Genomic DNA, 18,042 nt, shown 5'->3' with positions numbered 1-18,042 from the left:
GCGCCGATGAGCGTCCAGGATCTGCGTGACGTCCTGCGGGAGCGGGCCGAGGGCCCGGCGCCCGCGAACCCGCACCGCCACGACCAGGTGCACGCGCGCGTCCGCCGGGTCCGGCGGCGCCGCAGGGCGGCGGCGGGCGCGGCGGCGCTGGCGGCCGTCGTGGTGGCCGCCCTGCTGGTCCCCGGCCAGGACGGGCCGCTGCCGGCGCCGGGGCTGCTGCCCGGCCGGGACGGGCTCGTGCCGGGCGAGGTTCCGCCGGCGGCGCAGCCGGCCGCCGGGCTGCCCGAGCGGTTCGTCACGCGGGACGGGACGGAGTACCGCCGGATCGGCCTGGCCACCCTCACCGAGGCGCGGGCGTCGGTCACGGTCCCGGTCTCCGGCAACCCGCTGGAGGTGGCCACGCCGTGCGACGGCGTCTTCAGCTCCATGCCGGAGGTCTTTGTCGACTCCCGCCGCGTCAACGGCCGCGAGGACTCCTGCGGCGACAGCGGCCTGCACCTGCTGCCGCTGGACGTGCCGCAGGGCGCCGCCGACGTCACGCTCACCTTCGCCGAGCGGGGGTGCGACGCGCCGGCGGGGGCGTGCGGGCCGGAGCGCGGCGCGCGCGAGGTGGCCGTCTACGAGTGGACGCCGCCGGCCATGACGATCGAGCCCCCGCGCGTCAAGGCGCTGCCCCGCCGGCTCGACGGCGGGCGGCTGGCGGACAGCGCGTCGGGCAGGTGGCCGGGAGCCGCCACCGTCACCCTGTCGGGCCGGGGCGCCACGACCCTCGACGTGGTCTGCTCGGGCGACCTGGCCCCGCGGATGTGGTTCGAGGTGCGGGTGAACGGCAGACTGAGCCGGACGCAGCAGGGCTGCCCCGTCTGGACGGACGGCCCGTTCCCGAAGGCCGGCCTCGACCTCGGCACCAAGCAGGGCGAGCGCGTCACGGTGACCGTGCGGACGGGGATGTGGGGCGCGGGGACGAACCGCCCGGTTCGCTGGTCGATCGGCCTGTACGTAAAGTAGGTCGCCGTGACGGGACGCACTGCCGTAGACGGCGAGCCGGTCGGCGCCGAGGCGCGCCTCATGCTGGATGCCCGCTACGGGCACTTCACCGCCATGCAGGTGCGGGATCGCCGGGTCAAGGGGCTCGGCCGGCACCTCGCCCGGCTGGAGGCGGCCAACCGCGAGCTGTTCGGCACCGGCCTCGACGACGCGGCGGTGCTGGCCTCGATCAAGACCGTGCTCGACGGCGGCGTGCGCGACGCCGGGGTGCGCGTGTACGTCGTGGAGCACGGCGGCCGGCCCAGGATCGTGGCCGCCGCGTACCCGCCGCACGCCCCGCTGGCCGGGCCGCTGCACGTCAAACCGGTCGTCTACCAGCGTTACCTGCCGCACATCAAGCAGGCGTCCGGCTTCCAGCAGGCCCACATCCTGCGCGTGGCCGGCGCGGAGGGTTTCGACGAGGCGCTGCTCACCACCGCCGACGGCCTCATCAGCGAGGGCGCGATCACGAACCTGGGCGGGTTCGCCGGCGGCCGGCTGGTGTGGCCGGACGCGCCGATGCTGCGCGGCGTCACGATGAGCCTGCTGCAGGACCTCGACGTGCCGCAGGAGCGGCGCCCGGTCAGGGTGTCCGACCTGCCCGATTTCGACCTGGTGTTCCTCTGCAACTCGTGGGGGATCATGCCGGTCGGCAGGGTCGGCGGCGTGCCGCTGCGCCACGACGCCGGGCTGCTGGCGCGGCTGGTCGAGCACTACGAGGGCGTTCCCGGCGAGCCGGTGGATTGATCCGGGGGGCGGGCGTGTTGCACCCGTACATGACCGCCTACTCGATTCTCGACCGCTCACTCGTCCGCCGTGGCTCGACCCCGGCCGCCGCGCTGCGCGAGACCGTGGAGTTCGCGCGGCGGGCGGAGGAGCTGGGCTACCACCGGTTCTGGGTGTCGGAGCACCACAGCGTGCCCGGCGTCGCGGGGTCGGCCCCGACCGTGCTGGCGGCGGCCGTCGCCGCGGCGACGTCGCGGATCAGGGTGGGCACCGGCGGCGTGATGCTGCCCAACCATCGGCCGCTGGTCGTGGCCGAGCAGTTCGGCGTGCTGGAGTCGCTGTATCCGGGCCGCGTGGACATGGGGCTGGGGCGTTCGGTGGGTTTCACCGGGGGCATCCGCAGGGCGCTCGGCCACGGCAAGGACGACGCGGACCGGTTCGGCGACCAGCTCGCCGAGCTGCTCGGGTACTTCGACGGCACGCAAAACGCGTACCCCGGCGTGCACGCGCTGCCCGCCGAGGGGCTGCGGCCCCAGGTGTTCGTGCTGGCCATGGGGGCGGGGGCGGAGCTGGCGGCCGAGCACGGGCTGCCGATGGTGATCGGCGGCGGGCCGCGCATGCACGACGCCGTGGCGCGCTACCGGGCGGCGTTCCGGCCGTCGGCGTGGGCGGCGCGGCCGTACGTGATCGTCGCGGTGGACGTCGCGGTCGGCGCGAGCGCGGAGGAGGCGGCGCTGCTGCAGCTCCCCGAGGCGTGGGCCACCGTGCGCTCGCGCACGGGCGGCTCCTTCCCGCCGCTGGAGCCCGCCGAGGAGATCGCCGGCAAGGAGCTGACCGCGCGGGAGCGCGCGTACCTGGACGAGGCGCTCAAGGGCAGGATCAGCGGTACGGAGCGCGAGGTCGCGGTGACGCTCGGCTCCCTGGTCGCGACGAGCGGCGCCGACGAGGTGCTGGTCACCATGAACACCTACGACCTCGACCGGCGGCTGGACTCCTACCGGCGCCTCGCGGCGGTCTTCCCGGGTTAGGATCACCCGAACATCGTTCTGAAGGGTGTTCGCATGATCCGTCAGCACGCCATCGGTGACCTTCTGCGGCGCACCGCCGCCCGGCACCCCTCCAAGACCGCCGTCGTCTTCGGCGACCTGCGGCAGAGCTACGCCGACCTCGACCTCGCGGTGAACAGGACGGCCAACGCGCTGGCCGCCAGGGGCGTCACCAAGGGCGACCGGTTCGCCGTCTTCAGCCACAACAACCACGCGTTCGTGGTGGCGTACTTCGCGCTGGCCCGGCTGGGGGCGATCTCCGTGCCGGTCAACTTCATGCTGGGGGCCGAGGAGGTCGCGTACATCCTGGGGCACTCGGGCGCGAGCGGGATCCTGGCCGAGGAGGCGCTGCTGCCGGTCGCGCGGGCGGCGGTCACCGACGACGTGCGGGTGCGCGGCGTGATCGGCGCCGGGCGCGACGGGTGGGAGCCGTTCACCGCGTGGTCGGCCTTCGAGGACGCCTCCGAGCCTCAGGTGGAGATCGCCGACGACGACCCGATCCAGCTCATGTACACCAGCGGCACCGAGGCGCGCCCCAAGGGCGCGACGCTGTCGAGCCGCAGCCTCATCGCCCAGTACGTGACGTGCGTCGTGGACGGCGAGATGAGCGCCGGCGACGTCGAGGTGCACGCGCTGCCCCTCTACCACTGCGCGCAGCTGCACTGCTTCCTGACGCCAGGGATCTTCCTGGGCGCCACCAACATCATCCTGCCCGGCCCGAGCCCGGCGGCGATCCTGGCCACGATCGAGGGCGAGCGGGCCACCAAGCTGTTCTGCCCGCCGACGGTCTGGATCTCGCTGCTGCGCCACCCCGACTTCGACCGCCGCGACCTGTCGTCGCTGCGCAAGGGCTACTACGGCGCCTCGATCATGCCGGTGGAGGTGCTCAAGGAGATCGCCACGCGGCTGCCGGACGTGCGCCTGTTCAACTTCTACGGCCAGACCGAGATGGCGCCGGTCGCGACCATCCTCGGCCCGGAGGAGCAGCTGACCCGGCTGGGCTCGGCCGGGCGGCCCGCGCTGAACGTCGAGACCAGGATCGTGGACGACGCGGGCGAGCCGGTGCCGCCCGGCGTGGTCGGCGAGATCGTGCACCGCAGCCCGCACGCCATGCTCGGTTACTGGAACGACCCGGACAAGACCGCCGAGGCGTTCCGTGGCGGCTGGTTCCACAGCGGCGACCTGGGCGTCATGGACGAGGACGGCTACCTGTCGGTGGTCGACAGAAAGAAGGACATGATCAAGACCGGTGGGGAGAACGTCGCCAGCCGGGAGGTGGAGGAGGCCGTCTACCAGCATCCGGCGGTGGCGGAGGCGGCGGTGTTCGGGGTGCCGGACGAGAAGTGGATCGAGGCGGTGACCGCCGCCGTCGTGCTGCGCGACGGGGGCGGGGTGACGGAGCAGGAGCTGATCGCATTCCTGCGGGAACGGCTGGCGCCCTTCAAAACGCCCAAACGCGTGGTTTTCCTGGAATCACTTCCTAAAAATGCCTCGGGGAAAGTACTGAAGCGCGAACTGAGAAGCAGCATTTCCTAATTCCGGTCCTGTTTTCGGGCACGATTGGGCATTGTCCATTCGTTCAACGGGCATTTCCCCTTGACGACGACCGCACCTCACGTCATGGACGACCCCCTGTCCCCGACCCGGAGAGGCCGCCTGTGCCCAGTCTGCCCGAGCTTGCCCATCGCACCTTGTTCCGGACGTTGTCGCTGCTGTCACCGAAGAAACAGGGTGTGATCCTGCAGCGCTATTTCGACTGGTGGCACCGAACCCCCGATCCTTGGAAACTGGCATCCGACAGCTACGAGCAGGACAAATATCGCTCTACTCTTAAGCATGTTCCGGCCCGGCCGTATCGGCGGATCGTCGAGGTGGGCTGCGCCGAGGGCGTCTTCACCCGAACGCTCGCGGCGGCCTACCCCGACGCCGAGATCACCGGCATGGACGTCTCCGGGCGGGCCCTCGCCCGGGCCCGCGAACGGGTGCCGGAGGAGGGCGGCCGGGTCCGGTTCGTCCAGGCCGACATCCTGACCCATCCTGCGGAGCCGCACTTCGACCTGGCGTTCTGCTCCGAGACGCTCTACTACCTCGGGCGGCACGAGCGGCTGCAACGGGCCTCCGAGCAGCTCGGCGCGCTGCTCGCGCCCGGCGGGGTGCTGGTGGCGGTGCATCCGTGGCCCGAGGCCGACCGGCTGCACGGGTACCTGGACGCGCACCACGGGCTGAAGCGGATCGGGGAGGAGGTCTACAAGGCCTCGCCCCGGCCGTTCGCCGTCACCGTCTACGGCGCCTCTTCCGTCTGATCCTCCTCGCGAGGCGGGTGGTGCGGGATCAGTCCTTGCCCAGACGGTCGGCGGCCAGGCGGCGGGCCACCCCGCGCTGGATCTTCCCCGTGGCCGTCTTCGGCGGCTCCTCCAGCACCACCACCTCACGGGGCTGCTTGAACGAGGCCAGCCCGTCCCGGCAGAACGCGATCAGCTCCCGCGCGTCCACCACCCGGCCCGCCGCCGGCACCACGCACGCCACCGGCTTCTCCAGCCCGTCACCGTCGATGTACGCCACCACCGCGCACTCCCCCACCGACTCGTGCTGGAGCAGCCGCGCCTCCACCTCCATCGGCGACACCCAGATCCCGCCCCCCTTGCTCATGTCGTCGAGCTCCCTCGTCATCCGCAGGAACCAGCCCTCGTCCCCCGCCTCCGGCCCGCGCACCCTGATCGCGACCGCGTGCTCGCCCGGCTCCGCCGCGACCGTCCCGTACACGTAACCCTCGCTCCGCACCGGCGGCAGGGGAACCGGCTCTACTCCAGCGGGCCTGACCGACCGCGACCGCGCGGCCGCCTCCCGGGCCCCGCACCCGCACGACCTCCTCGAACCGGCTGCGCGGCACCACCTCGTCCACCAGCCCCCACTCCTCCGCCACCCGACCGCGCATCCCCTCACTGCGCGTGGCGAACACGTCGGCGAGGTCTTTCCGCCACCGGCCGCCGTCCCATTGATCGCCGCCAGGCATGTCTGGCCGGAATGGGCGGTGGCGTCCTCGATGGCGTTGCGCGTCTCGTTCGTGAACTTGCAGAAGTTCACCTTCCAGGAGTGGTCGGACCGGGCGAGCATCCGAATGTTCGCCCCCGCGCAGAACACCCCACCCGGGGCACCCGTGACGACGACCGCACCCACCTCCGGGTGCTCGAACCGCAGCCGCTGCACGGCATCGTGCAGCTCGATGTCGACGCCGAGGTCGTAGGAGTTGAGCTTGAGGTCGTACCCGGGGACGATGCCGGCGCCCTCGTCCACCTCCAGCACGATCCAGGCGATCTCCCCGTCGATCTCCAGGCGGAGGTGACGGTACCTGCCGGGATCGGTGTCGAAGGACACCTGCGGCTGTCCGGTCACCCCTCAAGTTCAACAACCGTCGCATGCTGCGTCAAGCTTCTGTAGAACGTGAGAGGACGGCGGGAAAGGGCCGGCACCACGACCCTCCCCCGACCTCAGCCCCCGGCCCGAACCTGGCCCCGCACCCAAACCTGGGTCTGGGCCTGGGCCTGGGCTTGGGCCTGGCCTGGGCTTGGGCCTGGACATCAAGGAGGCGCGGTGGACTTCACTTCAGGACTGGGGCGGGCGGCGATCGAGAGCCTGGGTCCACTTGACGGCCACGGCCGCGACCTGGATGAGCTCCGCCCGCAGCCGGTCCCGATCCGATTCGGCGAACGCCTCCATGACCTCCTCGGCCAGAATGTGCCGCCAGGTCAGCGCCCCTCCCCTGGCCGCCGCATCCGTCGCATCCCTGGCCAGGTCGGAAGCATCGACCGTCCCCTCACCGCCGGTGCCGTCGGGCAGCAACTGCATCCCGAACCGAGCGTCCTGCGCCGCCCGCTCAGCCGCCACCTCCGCCAGGACCCGCGCCAGGGACCCCGGCACTCCCGCATCGCCGTCATGTGTCATGCGCCCAGTCTGGCGCAGCATCACCCCTGCTAGGGCGACTTCCCGCCGCCCCGGGCGGGAGGGTGACGGGGCGGGCGGAAGGCGGGGCCGAGGTCGGTGGAGTGGGAGCAGACATGGTCGCGGAAGGCGCGGGCGGCGGGCGTCAGCCGTTCCCCCGCCGGCCAGCTCACCCCCACCGTCCTGAACAGCGGCGGTGACAGCGGGATCTCCACCACGCCGCCCGTCACCGGCTGATCCGACCGCGGCAGGACGGCCACGCCGAGCCCGGCCGCCACCAGCCCCCGCACCGTCTCCGACTCCTGCCCCTCGAACGCGATCCTCGGCTCGAACCCCGCCGCCGCGCACAGGTCGTCGGTGATCTGCCGCAGCCCGTACCCGTGCTCCAGCGTCACCAGCTCCTCCCCCTCCAGCTCAGCGGCCCGCACCCGCGCCCGGCGGGCGAGGCGGTGGGACGGCGGCGCGCACAGCACGAGCTCCTGGTCGGCGAGCGGGCGGCTGACGAGGGCCGGGTCGTCGAGCGGCATGGGCGCCACGAACACCAGGTCGATCTCGCCGTCGCGGAGCGCGTCGAGCATGTCCTGCCGCGACCCCTGCGCCAGGCTGAAGCGGACGCCCGGGTTCCGCTCGCGGAACCCGCCGATGAGGGACGGCACCAGCGTCCGCCCCAGCAGGTGCAGGAACCCGAGGACGATGCGCCCGCTGCCCGGATCGATCTCCTCCCGCACCTCGCGGGCGGCCGCGGTCATACCGCCCAGCGCACGGGTGGAGGCGGCGGCGAGGGTACGCCCCGCCCTGGTCAGCCGGATCCCCCGCCCGGACGGGAGAACGAGCGGCGCACCCACGATCTCGGCCAGCGCGGCGAGGCGCCGGCTGGCGGTGGGCTGCGGGATACCGAGCAACTCGGCCGCCCGCGTCACGTGCCGGGTCTCCCCCACGGCGGCCAGCAACGCGAGCGCCGGCGCAAGCCGCGCGGCCAGCCGGTCATCGGATTCATCCATCACCGTATGAATTATCGCCCATCAACGTATTAGACGTATTTATTAGCCTTGCTTAGCGTTTGTGAGGTGGTGGTTCTCCAGGCTTCCGACCCGACCGTCGACACCCGGCGCGTCAGCGCGGCCGTGGCAGCGGCCGGGCTGTCGTCCTTCGCCCTCCTGTACGCCCCGCAACCGGTGCTGCCCCAGCTCGCAACCGCATACGGGCTCGACCCGGGCACCGCCTCACTCGCGATCGGCGTAGCGACCGCCAGCCTGGCCGTCGCAGTGCTCCCCTTGGCCTGGCTGGCCGGCGTGGTAGGCCGTCGGCGGGTGATCCTGTGGTCGGTAGTGGTGTCAGCGGTGCTCGGGCTCCTGCTGCCCCTGGCACCGTCCTTCCCCGTGTTCCTGGCAATGCGCGGGGTCCAGGGCGTGGCCATCGCCGGCTTCGCCGGGGTGGCGGCGGCGTACCTGGCCGACCACCTCGGCACCTCCCGCCTGGCCGCCGCGGTGGGGGCGATGATCGCCGGCAACTCGGTCGGCGGCATGCTGGGCCGCCTCGGCGCAGGCTTCACCGCCGAACCCCTGGGATGGCACGGCGCGCTGATCGCGGTGGCGGCAGTGGCCCTGGCATGCGCCCTCTTCACGACCGCGACCCTCCCCCGCCCAGCAACGCCCAGCACCGCTAGCGCACAGAGCACCGCTAGCGTGGGGAGCGTCGCTAGCACAGGGAGCGCCGCTAGCGTGGGGAGCGTCGCTAGCGCAGAGAGCACCGCTCGCGCAGGGAGCACCGCTCGCGCAGGGAGCGTCACTAGCACACCGAGCACCGCCAGCAAACTGGGGACGGTGGCGCCGTTCGCCGTGGGGGCGCTGGCCATGGGGGCGTTCGTGGCCTTGTACAACGCCGCCGGGTTCCGGCTGGCCGCGCCGCCCATCTCGCTGAGCCCGGCCGCCGCCTCGCTGGTGTTCCTCTCGTACGCCATGGGCACCGCGTCCTCGGCCGCCGCCGGTCGGCTGGCCGCGCGTCTGGGGCGGACGGCGGCGCTCGTCACGGCGCTGATCGTGACGGTGGTGGGGGCCGCGCTGACCGTGCACCCGTCGCTGCCCGTGATCGCGCTCGGGTTCGGGGTGCTGACCGCCGGGTTCTTCGCCGCGCACGCCATCGCCAACGCCTGGGTGACCGCCGACGCACCCCCGGCCGCCAGGGGGAGGGCCGCGGGGACGTACACGCTCTGCTACTACCTGGGCAGCGGCGCTGGCGGCACGGCGGGCGCGCTCGTGTACGGCCGCGCGGGCTGGACGTGGCTGGTCGCCATGACGTCGGCCTGGCTGCTGCTGGCCGCCCTGGCAGTGCTCCTGCACCGCGGGAGGCGTTCGGTAGCCGAAGGCGGCCCTCACCGCCGACGGCGCCCGCTGCCCGAAGGCGATCACGCACCGACCAGCGCGCCCGCAGGCCAAGCGTGATCCCGCACCGCGTCGGTCCGGTCGGGCTGGCCGGTCGGGCTGGCCGGTCGCCGCACGCGCGTGGCCTTGAGGTCGAGTACCGGGCACGGGGTGGGGAAGCAGGGCCAGAGGGGTCAGCCGGTGTGCTCGGCCATGAGGAGGTCCGCCAGTTCCGTGCGGGCGTACAGCACCAGGCGGCCGGCCCTGGTGCGGGAGACCAGGCCGGCTCGCCGGAGTACGGCGAGGTGCTGGGAGATGGCGCCGGGTGTGACCCCGTGGCGGTGGGCCAGTTCCGTGGTCGACGTGGGGCCGTCCAGGGTGGCCAGGAGGGCGGCGCGAGCCGATCCGATCAGGTCGGCGAGTGCCTGCGGCGGGCGGGCGGTGGGTGACTGCCACAGGGTGCCGATGCCGCGGCACTGGTAGATCACGGTGGGCGGCTCGTCGGGGCCGACCGGCGCGATGGTCTGGGGCACGAACAGGGCGGGCACCAGCCACAGGCCGCGTCCCGCCACGGTCGCGTCGTAGCTGAGCGCGTGGCCGGCGTAGACCCGTAGCTCGCCGTTGGCGAAGCGGACGCGTGGGTCGAGTTCGTGCAGCATGGCGGCGGCGCCGTCCCTGCTCAGGAGGCGGGCCCGGTACAGCAGGTCGGACTCCAGGACCGCCCGCATCCGCGGCCAGTGGGGGGCGATGGCCAGCCGCCAGTACCGCTCCAGGACGGCGGCGATGATCTCGGGGTTCGTGGTGGCGGGCAGCGGGTGCGGGCCGTAGACGGCGCTGAAGTCGGCGAGGGCGGTGTCCGGTGGGGTGGCGCGCAGGCGGTCGAGCTCGTCGGCTAGGTCGGGCAGCGGGGTGCCGGGGCGCGGGGTGAGGAAGTCGGGCAGCCAGTCGCGTTGCGGGCCGAGGAGGCTGTCGAGCACGGCGAGGTCGGCCGGCGGGAGGTCGGCCAGCGCGGCGCGGGTCCGCCTGATCCACGGCAGGTGGACGGTGTGGCGTTCCGGCCGGCGCAGCGCCCACAGGCTGGTGACCGTTTCCAGCAGCGGTGAGCAGGCGAAACGGACGCCGGCGAGGTCGTCCACGGACAGCCGGTAGGTGATCATCAGCGGACGCTAGCGGGGCCGTTCACAGACAGCCGGTAGGTGATCATCAGCGGACGCTAGCGGGGCCGTTCACAGACAGCCGGTAGGTGATCATCAGCGGACGCTAGCGGGGCCGTTCACAGACAGCCGGTAGGTGATCATCAGCGGACGCTAGCGGGGCCGTTCACAGACAGCCGGTAGGTGATCATCGACAGAGGCTCGCGAGATCGTGTACGGACAGCCGATACGTAATCATTGAGGCATACGCTAAATCACTGGTGCCGGTGCGGGCGCCCCGGGTTGACTGCTCCGCCATGGCTGTCGTTGTGCATCAAGTGGCCCGGCCCCAGGGGTGGCCGAGCGCCGACCAGTTCGTCTACGTCGAGGTGCCGATGCCGGTGCCCGGTCCGGGTGAGGCGCTGGTGGAGAACCTCTACCTGTCGGTGGACCCGTACATGCGGGAGCTGATGGACTTCACCGGCCTCGGCGTGCCCATGGAGGGGCGGTCGCTGGGCCGGGTGGTCGATTCGCGGGCCCCCGGGCTGGCGGTGGGGGACGTGGTGCTGCACCGGCAGGGGTGGCGCAGTCATGCGGTGGTCAGGCCGCAGGACGCGCGGATCGTGCCGGAGGAGCCGGATGTGCCGTTGACGGCGTACCTGAGCGTGCTGGGCGGGACGGGCCTGTCGGCCTACGTGGGGCTCAAGCACGTCGCCCGGCTGGCTCCCGGGGAGACGGTGTTCGTCTCGGCGGCGGCCGGAGGGGTGGGCAGCGCCGCGGGTCAGCTCGCCCGGCTGCTCGGGGCGGGCCGCGTGATCGGCAGCACGGGCTCGGCCGCCAAGGCGGCGCACCTGACGGCCCGCCTGGGTTATGACGTGGCGCTCGACTACACGGCGGGCGACCTGCCCGAGCGGCTGGCCGCCGCGGCCCCGGACGGGATCGACGTCTACCTCGACAACGTGGGCGGCGATCACCTGGAGGCCGCGATCGGCGTGCTGCGCGAGCGCGGGCGCATCGCCTGGTGCGGTGCGGTCGGCCAGTACAACGCGGCGGCCCCGCCGCCCGCGCCGCGCAACCTGTACGAGATCGTCGGCAAGCAGGCGCGCCTGGAGGGCTTCCTCGTCCGCGAGCACGGGCATCTTCAGCCCGAGCTGGAGGAGTTCCTGCTCCCGCACCTGCGCAGCGGCCGCGTCGTCGCGGACGTGACGGTCGCCGAGGGGCTGGACGGCATGGTGGAGGCGTTCCTGACCATGCTGCGGGGCGGCAACACGGGCAAGATGATCGTCAAGGTGTGACGGAGCGTTCGAGGGAGTCGGTCAGCCAGGCGAGCATGGTGCCGATCGTGGCGGGCTCGCCGCTCACCTCCCCCACCAGCCGCCAGTAGCGCCGCACGCGCGGGTCGCGGTCGGCGGCGACGCGGCCGAGGAGCTCGCGGCGGAAGGCCGGGGTGTCGGTGCTGCGGCGGACCGTCGCGTGGGCGGCGACGAAGCGGTCGAGCTCGGGCCCCTCGCGCGGGGGCTCGCCGGCCAGCACGCAGGGGGCGGCCAGGGTGACGGCCTCGCCGACGCCGTGCATCAGGGTGTCCTCGTCGCCGATGGTGCGGGCGTTGGCCAGGGCTCTGGTGCGCAGGCCGGAGGTGAGCGAGCGGTCACCGACCAGGTGGACGAGCTCGGCGTACGCGACGACCTGGAGCGGGGTGGGGTCGGCGGGCGGCTGGGGGACGGCCATGGACAGGAACGCGGCGTAGACCCCGTCGGAGACGGGCGAGACCATCTGCTGCCGCCAGAACCGCAGCAGCCGCTCGCGTGCGGCGCCGGCGTCCTCGACGGCGGCCAGCAGCTCCAGCCTGCCGGTACGCTCGCCCGGCCCGGCCTCCTCGACGGCCCGGAGCGAGGCGCGCCGCCAGGCCAGCTCGGCCAGCCGCTCGTCGAGCGCGGCCCGTTCGGCGGAGACGGCCTCGGCGATGGAGCGTTCGCCGGTGAGCACCTGCGCGATCGAGGCGAGGCCGACCCCGAGGCCGCGCAGCCGCCTGATGAGGGCGAGCCGCTCCACGGCCGCCCCGTCGAACCTGCGGTGGTTTCCCGTGCTGCGCACCGACGCGATGATGCCCTCGTCGCAGTAGAAGCGGATGGTGCGCACGGGGACGCCGGTCAGCCGGGCCAGCTCGCCGATCCCGAGCGTTTCTTCGCGCAGCGGCACTTGAACCTCCACTGGACTGGAGTTCCTACGGTAGCGGCGTGATCCGACAGGAAAGGGGTGACGTCGATGCCGGGGCTGGGTTTTGGGCGGCTCATGGAGGGGCTGCGGAAGCAGACGGAGGGGTTCGCGCAGGCGGTGGCCGGGGGCGATCCTGAGGCGGTCGTGCCCACGTGTCCCGAGTGGCGGCTGCGGACGCTGGTCGCGCACATCGGGCTGGCCGATCGGTGGGCGGCGGAACTGGTGCGCACGGGGCGGCCGGTGCCGGCGCCCGATCCGGCCGCCATGAATCCGGGCGTTCCGGGCGTTCCTGACGAGTGGGGCACGTGGCTGCGGGCGGGCGCGGACGAGCTGGTCGGGGCGGTGCGCGAGGCGGGCGAGGAGAGTCAGGCGTGGTCGTTCTTCGGGACGGTGCCGGCCGCGTTCTGGGTGCGCAGGATGCTGTCCGAGACGGCGATCCACCACTGCGACGCGGCGCAGACGACCGGCGCCGCGTTCCGGATCGCCGGCGACCTGGCGGCCGAGGTGATCACCGAGGGCATGGAGCTGATGGCCGATCCCCGCGCCGAGACGGCGGTGCCGAAGCTGGCCCTGCTGAGGGGGGCGGGTGAGCGGCTGGCGTTCCGGCCGTACGGGATGGACGGGTGGGTGATCACGCGGCTGCCCGAGGGGCTGCGGTGGGAGCGCGGGAACGGGCCGGCGGACGTGGTGGTGTCGGGGACGCTGACCGAGGTCATGCTGGTGCTCGCGCGGCGCAGACCGACCGGCGAGGTGACGGGCGAGGTGGCGGGCGAGGTGACGGTGGAGGTGACGGGCGATCGGGCGCTGCTGAAGCACTGGCTGGAGCACACCCTGATATGAGCAGCACACCCTCATGTCAGTACGGGCGCGGGTTCAGCGGAAGGCGGGCACCGTGGGCGGGCGGCCCATGAGGACGGCGCCGGCGGCGTCGTACATGGCGGGGCTGAGGAAGGCGTGCTCCTGCACCACCATGACGTCGCCTAACAGGGCCGGGAGGGGGTGGGCGCGGTGGATGGCGGCGGTGCCGGACAGGGAGACGACCTTGGCGACCACCTCCGCCCCGACCCGCGCGAGGTGGGCGGCGGACAGCCGCAGGTGCGCGTTCTGCTCGTCGCTGACCGCCCCGCCGTCGGTGATGGCCTGCCACGCCTCGCCGGTGGCCTCGTAGAAGTAGGCGCGGGCGGAGCGGAGCGCGGCCTCGGCCTCGGCGATGCCGGCGCGGTAGTAGGCGCGGTCGGCGAGCTTGGGGGCGCCGGTGATGCCGGCCCGGCCGGCGCCGGTGCCCTCGGCGAGGTCGAGCGCGGCGCGGGCGACGCCGGCGGAGACGACGGCGAGCGCCTGCGCGGAGTAGGTGATGGCGGGGTAGCGGTAGAGCGGCTCGTCGATCACGGGGGCGCCGCCGCGGATGAAGGTCCATTCGCGGGCGACCTCGACGTCCTCGGCGACCAGGTCGAAGGAGCCGGTGGCCTGCATGCCGACGACGTCCCAGTCGCGGACGACGCGCAGCCGCTCGGGCGGCACGAGCGCGCCGCGCGGCTTGCCGGAGGTGGAGTCGTCGCCGGGGATGCCGACGACGAGGATGTCGGCGGCCACGCAGCCGCTGGCGAACTTCCACCGGCCGTTGAGCAGGAAGCCGTGCCGGGTGGGGGTGGCCTCCTGGACGGGGAAGAGGCCGCCGGCGAGGACGACGTCGGGCCCGTCGGCGTACAGGCGGGCCTGGGTGTCGAGCGGCAGCGAGCCGAGGTAGACGAGCGCGCAGCCGAAGCTCGCGACCCAGCCGGTGGAGCCGTCGACGGCCGAGATGCGCTCGACGCGCCGCAGGAAGTCGGCGGGCGGCATCGGCTCGCCGCCGAACCGCCGGGGCGTGGAGACGCGGTAGAGGCCGAGCCGCTTCAGCCGGTCGACGAAGTCCTTGGGAACGTGGCGCAGGTCGCGGAACTCCTCGCGGCGCCGGGCCAGCTCGGTGAGCATCTCCTCGAACGGGTCGTCGTGCGCGGTCATCGCCGCCCCCTCGTCGGCCCGCCGTCAGGAGGGCCCGCCGTCAGGAAGGGAGGTCACACCGGCGGGCGCCGGCGCTCCCACAGGCGATCCTACTCACAGCTCGACGTGGGTGTCAGGGTCGCCGCCGAGGCGGCCTCCGGTGGCGAGCGGTTCGAGGCGGGCCAGGTCCTCGGAGGACAGGCTGAAGTCGAACACCTCGAGGTTCTGGCGCATGCGCTCGGGGTCGGCCGACTTGGGGATGGGCACGGCGCCCATCTGGACGTGCCAGCGCAGCACCACCTGGGCCGGGGTCCGGCCGTGGGCGGCGGCCAGGTCGGTGACGGCGGGCTCGTCGAGCAGCTTGGAGCCGCGCCCGAGCGGGCTCCACGACTCGGTGACGATGTCGTGCTCGGCGTGCCAGGCGCGCAGCTCGTCCTGGGGGAAGCCGGGGTGCATCTCGACCTGGTTCACGACGGGCGCGACGCCGGTCTCGCCGGTGATCCGATCGATCTGCTCGGGAGTGAAGTTGGAGACGCCGATCGAGTGTACGAGGCCCTGCTCGCGCAGGTGGACGAAGGCGCGCCAGGTGTCGATGTAGAGGCCGCGCCCGGGCAGCGGCCAGTGGATGAGGTAGAGGTCGACGTAGTCGAGGCCGAGGCGGGCGCGGCTCTCCTCGAAGCCGCGCAGGGCGGCGTCGTAGCCGTGGTGGGAGCCGCGCAGCTTGGTGGTGACGAACAGCTCCTCGCGCGCCACGGACGCCTGGGCGACGGCGGCGCCGGCCTCGTTGCCGTAGCTGGCGGCGGTGTCGATGAGCCGGTAGCCGAGCGAGATGGCGTGGGTGACGGCCTGGCGGGCCTCTTCGTCGTTCATGGGCCAGGTGCCGAGGCCGAGGCGTGGCATCGGGCGGCCGTCGGCGAGCATGACGGTCATGAGCGTTTCCCCTTCGTGCGGCTGAGTGTGCTCCTTACCCCACGGCCACATCCACCAACCTGCGGGGGCTCGTCACACTTTCCCGCACTATTTCGACCTATGTGGTAGAGAACCACTGGAGGTGCGATGTGCTGACCGTGATAGGCGCGGGTTTTCCGCGCACCGGAACCAGCTCCATGAAAGCCGCGCTGGAGCGGCTCGGGTTCGGGCCCTGCTTCCACATGTTCACCATCCTCACCGAGCCGGGCCGCGCCGACGACTGGGCGCGGCTGGCCGGCAGCGACGAGGCGGATTGGGGGAAACTGTTCGACGGGTTCCGCTCGACGCAGGACTGGCCGGCCTCCTTCTTCTGGCGGGAGCTGGCGCAGGCGTACCCGGAGGCGAAGATCGTGCTCACCGTACGCGACCCGCGCGCCTGGTACGCGAGCATGATGACGCTGATCGACAACGGGCCCAGGAGCATGATGGGCGAGGGCCCGGCGCCCGACCTGCCCCCGGCGTCCCGGGCCGTCTTCGAGGGCATGGGCCGGATGCGGCCGGTGCTCGACCGCATGGCCGCCGCCACGTTCGGGCCGGGCCGGACCATGGCCGACGGGCCGGTGGACGAGGACGCCGCCGTGGCGGCGTTCGAGCGGCACACGGCCACCGTGAAGGAGAGCCTGCCGCCGGAGCGCCTGCTGGTCTTCGACGTGCGGGAGGGGTGGGAGCCGCTGTGCCGGTTCCTGGAGGTGGACGTGCCCGACGAGCCGTTCCCGCATCTCAACGACGGCAAGTCGATGCGGGAGTTCCTCGGCCGGCTGATGCGGGGCGACGTCTCGCACCCGTCGTTCACCACGAACGCTTAGGCGCTCAGCTCTCCAGGTACCGCAGGATCGCCAGCACGCGCCGGCTGTAGCCGGGGTCGCGGGGCAGGTCGAGCTTGTCCATGATGGCGTTGACGTGCTTCTCCACCGTGCTGAGCGACACGTGCAGCCGCTCGGCGATGGCGGCGTTCACGAACCCCTGGGCGAGGTGCCGCAGCACCTCGCCCTCGCGGGGGCTGAGCCTGCTCAGCGGGTCGGTGCGAGTGGTGCGGGCCATGAGCTGCCGCACCACCTCCGGGTCGAACGCCGTGCCGCCCGCCCGCACCCGCTCCAGCGAGCCGAGGAACTCGGCCACCTCGGAGACCCGGTCCTTCAGCAGGTAGCCGAGCCCTTCCGGGGACCCGGCCAGCAGCCTGGCGGCGTAGTGCGGCTCGACGTACTGCGACAGGACGAGCACGCCGACGCCCGGCAGCCGCTCGCGGATCTCCAGCGCGGCTCGCAGCCCGTCGTCCTTGTGCTCGGGCGGCATGCGCACGTCGATGACGGCCACGTCGGGGCGGTGCCGTCCGGCCGCGTCGAGCAGTGCGGGGGCGTCGCCGACGGCGGCCACCACCTCGTGGCCCGCGTCGGCGAGCAGCCGGGTCAGGCCCTCGCGCAGCAGCACGGAGTCGTCGGCGAGGATCACCCGCACGGCGGCGCCTTCGGCAGCGTCGCGGTGACCCTGGTGGGGCCGCCGGGCGGGCTGTCGACGGTGAACGTGCCGTCGAGCGCCAGCACCCGCCGCGCCAGCCCCGACAGGCCGCCGCCGGACGGGTCGGCGCCGCCTCCGCCGTCGTCTGAGATCGCCACGCTCACCGTCCGCTCGTCCTCGGTCAGGACCACCAGGATGTCATGGGCGCCGGCGTGCTTGACCGCGTTGGTGATGGCCTCGCGGGCCACGAAGTACAGGGCGGTCTCGATCTCGGAGACGGGGCGGGCGGTCAGGCCGTCGTGCACGGTGACGGGCAGGCCCGCGCGCTCGGCCACGCCGGCCAGCGCGGCGCGCAGGCCGAGCTCGTCGAGCGCGGTCGGGTAGATGCGCCAGGCGACGCTGCGCAGCTCGTCGAGGAGCTGGCGCGACTCCGTGTACGCCTGCGCCACCAGCTCGGCGACCCCGTCCTGACGCGCTGCGGGCGCGGTCCCGATGGCGTGGCGGGCGCGGCCGAGCAGCATGGCCAGGGCGACGCCGCGCTGCTGCACGCCGTCGTGCAGGTCGCGCTCGATCCTGCGCCGCTCGTCGTCCACCGCCCTGACGATGCCGGAACGGGTCTCGGTCAGCTCGGCGATGCGCCGGCGCATCAGCTCCTCGCCCGTGGGCCCGAGGAAGTGCGCGGCCAGGCGGCGATCGAGCGCGGCGGCGGCCGCGACCATGAGGATCAGCACGCCGAGCAGGGCCAGCCCGGCCGTGATGCCGAGCGCGCCGCCGCTGGTGACGAGCTTCACGCCCGGCAGCTCCAGGGGGACGGGCTCGGACTCGCCCCAGACCAGGTCCCACGTGCCGCCGCACAGCAGCAGCAGGGTGAGGAACAGGGTGCTGGCGCAGAGGTAGCCGCCGAGGACTCCCAGGGCGGCGCGGGCGGCGAGGAAGGCGTACCCGCCGTCGGCCCGCGCCGGCTCGTGCCCGAGCCAGCGCGACAGGCGGGCCCGCTCCAGCGCCGTCAGCCGGGCGCGCCCGCGCGCGGCGGCGGGCCGCAGCGCGGGGATCAGCGCGGCGGGCGCCGCGACGCCCAGGAAGATCAGCTCGGCCGCGCCGAGAGCCGTTCCGAGAACGACCCCGGCCAGGAGGCGGGCGATGCGGGTGCCTGACACGGGCGTGAAGTCTAGGCGCCCGCCAGGGCGTACG

Annotated in this window: 18 protein-coding genes; 9 read left to right on the top strand and 9 right to left on the bottom strand. The window is 73.3% G+C overall.

Translation table 11 applies throughout. The features are described 5' to 3' along the window. The first annotated feature begins 6 nt into the window (after positions 1-6). From HCN51_RS02550 to HCN51_RS02530, 5 genes are all read left to right on the top strand, one after another. Positions 7-1,008, top strand: a complete 1,002-nt coding sequence (locus tag HCN51_RS02550; protein WP_168006258.1) for a hypothetical protein — start codon at positions 7-9, stop codon at positions 1,006-1,008. 6 nt (positions 1,009-1,014) lie between these two features. Further along, complete coding sequence (locus HCN51_RS02545; RefSeq protein WP_168006256.1) at positions 1,015-1,773, top strand: aminotransferase class IV; 759 nt, start codon at positions 1,015-1,017, stop codon at positions 1,771-1,773. Between the two features lie 14 nt (positions 1,774-1,787). After that, positions 1,788-2,780 (top strand): LLM class flavin-dependent oxidoreductase, encoded by a 993-nt coding sequence (locus HCN51_RS02540; RefSeq protein WP_346433506.1) that lies wholly within the window; start codon positions 1,788-1,790, stop codon positions 2,778-2,780. Between the two features lie 33 nt (positions 2,781-2,813). Further along, positions 2,814-4,334, top strand: coding sequence for an acyl-CoA synthetase (locus tag HCN51_RS02535; protein WP_168006254.1), 1,521 nt, complete (start codon positions 2,814-2,816; stop codon positions 4,332-4,334). A gap of 197 nt (positions 4,335-4,531) precedes the next feature. After that, the gene (locus tag HCN51_RS02530; RefSeq protein WP_168006252.1) at positions 4,532-5,101 is read left to right on the top strand and encodes an SAM-dependent methyltransferase; all 570 of its coding nucleotides are present in this window, start codon (positions 4,532-4,534) and stop codon (positions 5,099-5,101) included. A gap of 28 nt (positions 5,102-5,129) precedes the next feature. On the opposite strand, the gene HCN51_RS57940 is transcribed toward HCN51_RS02530, so the two are convergent. The 3 genes from HCN51_RS57940 to HCN51_RS02515 form a co-directional block, all read right to left on the bottom strand. Beyond that, complete coding sequence (locus HCN51_RS57940) at positions 5,130-6,191, bottom strand: AMP-binding enzyme (RefSeq protein WP_346433505.1); 1,062 nt, start codon at positions 6,189-6,191, stop codon at positions 5,130-5,132. A 210-nt stretch (positions 6,192-6,401) separates the two neighbouring features. Continuing rightward, complete coding sequence (locus HCN51_RS02520; protein WP_168006250.1) at positions 6,402-6,740, bottom strand: hypothetical protein; 339 nt, start codon at positions 6,738-6,740, stop codon at positions 6,402-6,404. Positions 6,741-6,769: 29 nt separating this feature from the next. Then, the gene (locus tag HCN51_RS02515; RefSeq protein WP_168006248.1) at positions 6,770-7,738 is read right to left on the bottom strand and encodes a LysR family transcriptional regulator; all 969 of its coding nucleotides are present in this window, start codon (positions 7,736-7,738) and stop codon (positions 6,770-6,772) included. Positions 7,739-7,804: 66 nt separating this feature from the next. Between HCN51_RS02515 and HCN51_RS02510 the strand changes: the two genes are divergently transcribed. After that, positions 7,805-9,178 carry an MFS transporter gene (locus HCN51_RS02510; RefSeq protein WP_346433504.1) on the top strand — a complete coding sequence of 458 codons (1,374 nt, stop codon included), beginning with the start codon at positions 7,805-7,807 and terminating at the stop codon, positions 9,176-9,178. Positions 9,179-9,291: 113 nt separating this feature from the next. Here HCN51_RS02510 and HCN51_RS02505 read toward each other — a convergent pair whose 3' ends face one another. Beyond that, positions 9,292-10,254: an ArsR/SmtB family transcription factor gene (locus HCN51_RS02505; protein ID WP_168006246.1), complete on the bottom strand. Its 963-nt coding sequence runs from the start codon at positions 10,252-10,254 to the stop codon at positions 9,292-9,294. Positions 10,255-10,547: 293 nt separating this feature from the next. On the opposite strand from HCN51_RS02505, the gene HCN51_RS02500 reads away from it, so the two are divergent. Then, positions 10,548-11,525: an NADP-dependent oxidoreductase gene (locus HCN51_RS02500; protein WP_168006244.1), complete on the top strand. Its 978-nt coding sequence runs from the start codon at positions 10,548-10,550 to the stop codon at positions 11,523-11,525. Here the strand turns inward: HCN51_RS02500 and HCN51_RS02495 are convergent. Next, entirely contained in the window at positions 11,515-12,429 is a 915-nt protein-coding gene (locus HCN51_RS02495) for a MerR family transcriptional regulator (RefSeq protein ID WP_206066413.1), read from the bottom strand. The two genes, HCN51_RS02500 and HCN51_RS02495, sit on opposite strands and share 11 nt — an antisense overlap. Before the next feature lie 66 nt (positions 12,430-12,495). Here HCN51_RS02495 and HCN51_RS02490 point away from each other — a divergent pair, with 66 nt between their 5' ends. Further along, complete coding sequence (locus HCN51_RS02490; protein WP_168006460.1) at positions 12,496-13,287, top strand: maleylpyruvate isomerase family mycothiol-dependent enzyme; 792 nt, start codon at positions 12,496-12,498, stop codon at positions 13,285-13,287. A gap of 33 nt (positions 13,288-13,320) precedes the next feature. Here the strand turns inward: HCN51_RS02490 and HCN51_RS02485 are convergent, their stop codons facing one another. Both HCN51_RS02485 and HCN51_RS02480 read right to left on the bottom strand, forming a co-directional pair. Next, positions 13,321-14,448: an acyl-CoA dehydrogenase family protein gene (locus HCN51_RS02485; protein WP_168006242.1), complete on the bottom strand. Its 1,128-nt coding sequence runs from the start codon at positions 14,446-14,448 to the stop codon at positions 13,321-13,323. 93 nt (positions 14,449-14,541) lie between these two features. Beyond that, positions 14,542-15,357, bottom strand: coding sequence for an aldo/keto reductase (locus tag HCN51_RS02480; RefSeq protein ID WP_168006240.1), 816 nt, complete (start codon positions 15,355-15,357; stop codon positions 14,542-14,544). A gap of 101 nt (positions 15,358-15,458) precedes the next feature. On the opposite strand from HCN51_RS02480, the gene HCN51_RS02475 reads away from it, so the two are divergent. Then, a complete protein-coding gene (locus HCN51_RS02475) occupies positions 15,459-16,202 on the top strand; it encodes a sulfotransferase family protein (RefSeq protein ID WP_346433503.1) in 744 nt (247 codons plus the stop codon). Between the two features lie 4 nt (positions 16,203-16,206). On the opposite strand, the gene HCN51_RS02470 is transcribed toward HCN51_RS02475, so the two are convergent. Together HCN51_RS02470 and HCN51_RS02465 are read right to left on the bottom strand one after the other, a co-directional pair. Beyond that, entirely contained in the window at positions 16,207-16,851 is a 645-nt protein-coding gene (locus HCN51_RS02470; RefSeq protein ID WP_168006236.1) for a response regulator, read from the bottom strand. Further along, positions 16,842-18,008 carry a sensor histidine kinase gene (locus HCN51_RS02465; RefSeq protein ID WP_346433502.1) on the bottom strand — a complete coding sequence of 389 codons (1,167 nt, stop codon included), beginning with the start codon at positions 18,006-18,008 and terminating at the stop codon, positions 16,842-16,844. Before HCN51_RS02465 ends, HCN51_RS02470 begins: the two co-directional genes overlap by 10 nt. Positions 18,009-18,042: the final 34 nt, after the last annotated feature.

Origin of the sequence: Nonomuraea composti (genome assembly GCF_012034275.1) — a bacterium.
Taxonomy (GTDB): Bacteria; Actinomycetota; Actinomycetes; order Streptosporangiales; family Streptosporangiaceae; genus Nonomuraea; species Nonomuraea composti.
The sequence above is the reverse complement of the archived record's forward strand: the minus strand, read 5'-3'. Positions and strand labels throughout refer to the sequence as shown.

Bases quoted from the DNA above. Each gene is read 5' to 3' on its own strand.
- HCN51_RS02500 (WP_168006244.1), top strand. From the start codon at position 10,548: ATGGCTGTCGTTGTGCATCAAGTGGCCCGGCCCCAGGGGTGGCCGAGC.
- HCN51_RS02485 (WP_168006242.1), bottom strand. From the start codon at position 14,448: ATGACCGCGCACGACGACCCGTTCGAGGAGATGCTCACCGAGCTGGCC.
- HCN51_RS02480 (WP_168006240.1), bottom strand. From the start codon at position 15,357: ATGACCGTCATGCTCGCCGACGGCCGCCCGATGCCACGCCTCGGCCTC.
- HCN51_RS02520 (WP_168006250.1), bottom strand. From the start codon at position 6,740: ATGACACATGACGGCGATGCGGGAGTGCCGGGGTCCCTGGCGCGGGTC.
- HCN51_RS02535 (WP_168006254.1), top strand. From the start codon at position 2,814: ATGATCCGTCAGCACGCCATCGGTGACCTTCTGCGGCGCACCGCCGCC.
- HCN51_RS02490 (WP_168006460.1), top strand. From the start codon at position 12,496: ATGCCGGGGCTGGGTTTTGGGCGGCTCATGGAGGGGCTGCGGAAGCAG.
- HCN51_RS02550 (WP_168006258.1), top strand. From the start codon at position 7: ATGAGCGTCCAGGATCTGCGTGACGTCCTGCGGGAGCGGGCCGAGGGC.
- HCN51_RS02505 (WP_168006246.1), bottom strand. From the start codon at position 10,254: ATGATCACCTACCGGCTGTCCGTGGACGACCTCGCCGGCGTCCGTTTC.
- HCN51_RS02515 (WP_168006248.1), bottom strand. From the start codon at position 7,738: ATGGATGAATCCGATGACCGGCTGGCCGCGCGGCTTGCGCCGGCGCTC.